This window comes from Roseovarius sp., from assembly GCF_018066915.1.
Classification (GTDB): Bacteria; Pseudomonadota; Alphaproteobacteria; order Rhodobacterales; family Rhodobacteraceae; genus Roseovarius.
This window is the reverse complement of sequence record NZ_JAGPVV010000213.1, coordinates 1-4697: the sequence shown is the minus strand read 5'-3', so window position 1 is coordinate 4697 and position 4697 is coordinate 1. Positions and strand designations below refer to the sequence as shown.

Sequence of the window (4697 nt, the reverse complement as noted above, 5' to 3'; positions counted from 1 at the left end):
TGAGGTCGCGAATAATGCTGTCGACTTCGCGGCCGACGTAACCGATCTCGGTGAACTTGGTGGCTTCGACCTTGATGAACGGGGCTTTGGCCAGGCGCGCGAGACGCCGAGAAATCTCGGTCTTGCCCACGCCGGTCGGGCCGATCATCAGGATGTTCTTGGGGTAAACCTCGTCGCGCAGGTCGGGGCCAAGCTGCTTGCGCCGCCAACGATTGCGCAGGGCCACGGCCACGGCGCGCTTGGCGTCACGCTGGCCGATGATGTAGCGGTCAAGCTCCGAGACAATCTCGCGCGGGGTCAGGTCGGTCATTTGGAAATCCTTTCCACCGTCAGGTTGCCATTGGTGTAGACGCAGATATCGGCGGCAATGGCCATGGCGCGGCGGGCGATGTCTTCGGCACTCAGGTCGGGGTTTTCGGCTAGGCCGCGCGCGGCGGCGAGGGCGTAGTTGCCACCAGAGCCGATGGCAGCCACGTCATGCTCTGGCTCGAGCACATCGCCCGCGCCTGTGATGACATAGAGCTGATCGCCATCGGTGACGATCAGCATCGCCTCGAGCTTTTGCAGGTATTTGTCGGTGCGCCAGTCCTTGGCGAGTTCCACGCAGGCGCGTTGCAACTGGCCCGGTGTCGCCTCAAGCTTGGTTTCCAGACGTTCGAGCAGGGCGAAGGCATCCGCCGTGGACCCGGCAAAGCCCGCGACCACCGGATGACCGCCGGGCGAGAGGCGGCGCACCTTGCGGGCGGTGCCCTTGATCACGGTCTGGCCAAGGCTGACCTGCCCGTCACCGGCCACGACAACCTCGCCGCCGCGTCGCACGCCGATGATGGTGGTGCCGTGCCAACCGGGAAATCTGCTCTCGGACATATGATATTCCTTCCGTTTCGCGGCCCTATATGACTGTCGCACCCAATGTTTACAACCTTTGCCCGGCTTTCAAGCGGCTTGAGCAAAGGAGTGGTGTGGATTAGATTTTGCGCCATGATGCAAGGTCACCGCGCGCGATTGTATTTTCCAAATCCGATGGACAAGCGCGCCCGGGCGGGCGACCATAATTTCGTGAGCAAACTGCAACAGGCATTGGCGCTGTCGGGTTGGACGCTGGATATTTGCACCGCTGGCCCGGTGGATACATGGACCGCTGCGGACGCGGACGAATACGCCCTCTTTTTGATGCAGGAACCGGCCCATGCCAAGGGGCTCAGCCTGAGGGTTGCCTATCTCATGCCATTCTGGCGGATCGAGCGGACAGCGGAGCGGTGGAATTTCGATGTCGCCCGCGCGGATTTTGACCCCAGCCAGATTGATCCGGCAGAGGCCACGCGTTTTGCCAAATACTGGGCCAAGCGGAAGTTTAACGCGGACCCCGACGACACCCGCCGCGACGGGACAATCTATGTGGCTCTGCAAGGGCATATCGGCGAGCGGCGCTCGTTTCAGGTGGTGTCGCCTCTCGAGATGCTGCGCGACACGCTGCACCGGGCGGACGGCAGGCGGGTGATCGCGGGGCTGCATCCCAAAGAGCAATATTCGGGCTCTGACATGCGGAAGCTGGAGGAGTTGCGCCGCGCCCATCCTCTGTTGGACGTGACCACAGGCGGGATGGAGACGCATCTGCGGGGCTGTGATTTCGTGGTGACGGAGAATTCATCGGTCGCGTTGATGGCGATGTTTTTCCGCAAGCCCGCAATTGTTTTTGCCAAGATAGATTTTCATCACGCCATGCTGAACGTGGCAGATATTGGGGTGGACAAGGCCTTTGATCTGGTAGAGCGGCACGCCCCGGAGTGGGACAAATACCTGCTCTGGTTTCTCAAGCTGACGTCCATAAATGCCGGTGCGCCAGAGGCATCGGACCAGATCGCAGCGCGGCTCAGAGTGCTGGGCTGGCCGTTGGAGTAAAGGCCGGTTTCACCCAAGCATGTCGCGGGCGACCTGATGAAAGATCCGCGCGCCGATGGGGATGAGGTCATCGGGGAAATCGTAATCGGGGTTGTGCAGCGCGGCATGCGAGGTGCCCGCGCCAAGAAACAGCATCGCCGCCTTGGCGCGATGACCGAAGCGGCCAAAGTCCTCGGAGGCGCGCATCGGCAGGCCGCGCCCGTCATGGGGCATGTGCAGCGTATCGAGCGCGCGGCGCAAGATCAGGGTCGCCTCGGGGTGGTTTTCGCAATGGGCAAAAATGTCGTGATAGGTGATTTCGGTCATCAGGCCCTGCGCCGTGGCGGTATCCATCACCAGTGTTGTCGCGGCATCGCAGAGCCCCTGCATCCCCCCATCGGTCAATGTGCGCAGCGTGACGTAGAGCGTCGCATCGCCCGGCGCGATGCCGAATGCGGGGGCGCCCATCTGGGCATGCGTGATCGTGGCCAGCGTGAAATCATGATCCTGTGGCGTGCCGTGGCTGAGGGCCGTCAGCGCAGGCATGAGATGCGCCAATGTGTGCATCGGAGAGCGGCCATTTTCCGGCTCTGACGCATGGGCGGATTTGCCGGTCAGGGTGACGGCCATGCCGCGCGAGGCGCAATTGACCGGGCCGGGAATAAGGCCCACATGACCGAGCGGCAGACCGGGCATATTGTGCAGGGCAAAGGCATAATTGGGTGAAATAGTCTCGAAATCCGGATCGCTCAACACTGCCTCTGCGCCTGCGCCGGTTTCCTCGGCGGGTTGAAAGAGCAGCACGACGCGACCTCGCGCAGGGCGCTGACGAGACAAGAGGCGCGCGAGCGCCAGAAGCACCGTCATATGCCCGTCATGGCCACAGAGATGCCCCGTGCCCGGCACGGTCGAGCGGTGGGGCAGGTCGCCCTGCTCGGTGATCGGCAGCGCGTCGAGTTCGCAGCGAAAGAGGATCGTCGGGCCATGGTCTCGGCCCTGATAGACCGCCGCCACGCCATGCCCGCCAAGCCCGGTCAAGAGCCGGTCGGGTGAGTGCCCCAAGAGCGCGTCGGTGATGCGCCCGGCGGTGCCCTGCTCTTGCCCCGACACTTCGGGGTGTTGGTGCAACAGGCGGCGCAGGGCGGTCAGCTCTGTAATATCGGCATTGGTCAGGGTCATGGGGGGATCATGCGGGTTTTATGGACAAAGAAAAAGGGCCGCGACAGTCGCGCGGCCCTTTCCGTAGTAACGCCTAGCTCACGCGTATTGTACGAGCTTCCACGTCACAGCGCGGCCGTTGTGAGGTGGCATGACATTGCTTTTTGCAATCGGAGCGGTTGTTGAAGGGATATCTTGAGATCTCCATACTCCGCTTTCTGGACAGCGCTCACCGGTACGGGCTGTCGTGCCGATAGGCTTCTTGGTCGTGTGAATGTTCATCACACCGTTCCTTCTACAAGTTGAGAAGAAGCAACGCTGTCGGTTACCACACTCGAATCGCGCTGCTCCTTCACCCTTCTCGGGCACGACAAACGTCAGGTATGCCTTCCAAGGAGTCAAGGGAATTGTGGTGATTATCACTGTGTGCACAACATCAAGTGTTCACCCACTAGATATATGCAAAAGAAAAAGCGCCCAAGACACTAAGTCCTGAGCGCTTTCACGAACCTTGCTTACAGCGCGATTCGAGTGTGGTACCTAAGTTAGAATCTATACAGCCACAATAGTCAAACTATAATTTATGGTTTAAAATCAAATACATAAACGCCAAATAATTCAATGAGCAGGCTGTCGCCTAGAGATTTCAAGCACTTAGGCCGTCGCTCTAAATCGCGCGTCGTTCAAGTAAAAAAGGGGCCGCGACAGGCGCGACCCCTTCCATGAGGTATATGCGTGGTCTCAGATGCTGTCTTCGATCCAGCTCTGGAGCGCGGCCTTGGGGGCGGCACCAGCGCGGTTCGAGACGACCTGCCCGTCCTTGAAGATGAAGAGCGCCGGGATGCCGCGCACGCCCATGGCGACGGCGGAATTGGGATTGCTGTCCACATCGACCTTGACGATTTTGACGCGGCCAGACATCTCAGACGACAGTTCTTCGAGAACCGGGCCAATCTGTTTGCAGGGGCCGCACCATTCGGCCCAGAAATCCACAACGACGGGAATGTCGGAATTCTTGACTTCGGCGTCGAATGTGGCGTCGGTGACGGCAACGGTGGCCATGATATGTCTCCTAGTGGTCAGGGTTTCGGTCGTGAACCTATGGAGCCGGGCGCGGCGCGTCAAGCGATGGTGGTGGATTCCAGCGCCGCAGTCACAAGATCGTGGGGTAAGGACATGAGCGTCGCGGTGCGGGTCCAGAGAATTGCAGTCTCGATGCGGTGGTCAGGGTAAAGCTGTGCGAGCGCATGCGCATAGGCGCCCATCTGACGCAAAAGGGCATCGGGACAGTCGGTGGCGGTGTCGGGCACCAGCGCGTTGGTCTTGAAATCAACGGCGAGGATGCGCGTGTCTTGGATGATCAGACGGTCGATTATTCCGTGAATCCGGCGTCCCTGAAGGGACGCGAGGTTCGCGGTGATCGCCACCTCGGTCAGGGCATCGGGGGTGAAGAGGGCCATGAGGCTGGGCCGCGTCAGCACCTTGTCCGCCTCGGCAAGCAGGAGTGAGAGTTCGTCGCCCGTGGCGGCATCGCTGCCGTTCGAGAGGAGCCGCGCGGCGGTCGCGGGCCAGTCGGCGGCGGGCACGGTGGGCAGGAATTCAAGCAGGCGGTGGATCTGGCGACCGCGCCGTTTGGCGGCCTCTTCATCCAGCCCGCG

At 61.1% G+C, this 4697-nt stretch carries 6 protein-coding genes; 1 reads left to right on the top strand and 5 read right to left on the bottom strand.

Annotated elements, in window-relative coordinates; translation table 11 throughout:
• Window positions 1-310 (bottom strand): AAA family ATPase (locus tag KBT70_RS11930; RefSeq protein ID WP_296633442.1); only part of this gene is annotated, 310 nt, incomplete at its 3' end.
• The gene (gene hslV / locus KBT70_RS11925; RefSeq protein WP_296633439.1) at window positions 307-867 is read right to left on the bottom strand and encodes an ATP-dependent protease subunit HslV; all 561 of its coding nucleotides are present in this window, start codon (window positions 865-867) and stop codon (window positions 307-309) included. The genes KBT70_RS11930 and hslV, both read right to left, overlap by 4 nt.
• A gap of 156 nt (window positions 868-1023) precedes the next feature.
• On the opposite strand from hslV, the gene KBT70_RS11920 reads away from it, so the two are divergent.
• On the top strand, window positions 1024-1902 hold the full coding sequence (locus KBT70_RS11920) for a hypothetical protein (RefSeq protein WP_296633438.1): 879 nt from the start codon (window positions 1024-1026) through the stop codon (window positions 1900-1902).
• A 9-nt stretch (window positions 1903-1911) separates the two neighbouring features.
• Here KBT70_RS11920 and KBT70_RS11915 read toward each other — a convergent pair whose 3' ends face one another.
• The 3 genes from KBT70_RS11915 to KBT70_RS11905 form a co-directional block, all read right to left on the bottom strand.
• Complete coding sequence (locus tag KBT70_RS11915; protein WP_296633435.1) at window positions 1912-3060, bottom strand: amidohydrolase; 1149 nt, start codon at window positions 3058-3060, stop codon at window positions 1912-1914.
• Window positions 3061-3780: 720 nt separating this feature from the next.
• Window positions 3781-4101 (bottom strand): thioredoxin, encoded by a 321-nt coding sequence (trxA, locus tag KBT70_RS11910; protein ID WP_008279716.1) that lies wholly within the window; start codon window positions 4099-4101, stop codon window positions 3781-3783.
• Window positions 4102-4160: 59 nt separating this feature from the next.
• Window positions 4161-4697: PD-(D/E)XK nuclease family protein (locus KBT70_RS11905; protein ID WP_296633429.1), on the bottom strand; the 537-nt coding region annotated here is incomplete at its 5' end.

Excerpts from the sequence above, each read along its gene's own strand:
- trxA (WP_008279716.1), bottom strand. The coding sequence starts at position 4,101 with ATGGCCACCGTTGCCGTCACCGACGCCACATTCGACGCCGAAGTCAAG.
- hslV (WP_296633439.1), bottom strand. The coding sequence starts at position 867 with ATGTCCGAGAGCAGATTTCCCGGTTGGCACGGCACCACCATCATCGGC.
- KBT70_RS11920 (WP_296633438.1), top strand. The coding sequence starts at position 1,024 with ATGGACAAGCGCGCCCGGGCGGGCGACCATAATTTCGTGAGCAAACTG.
- KBT70_RS11915 (WP_296633435.1), bottom strand. The coding sequence starts at position 3,060 with ATGACCCTGACCAATGCCGATATTACAGAGCTGACCGCCCTGCGCCGC.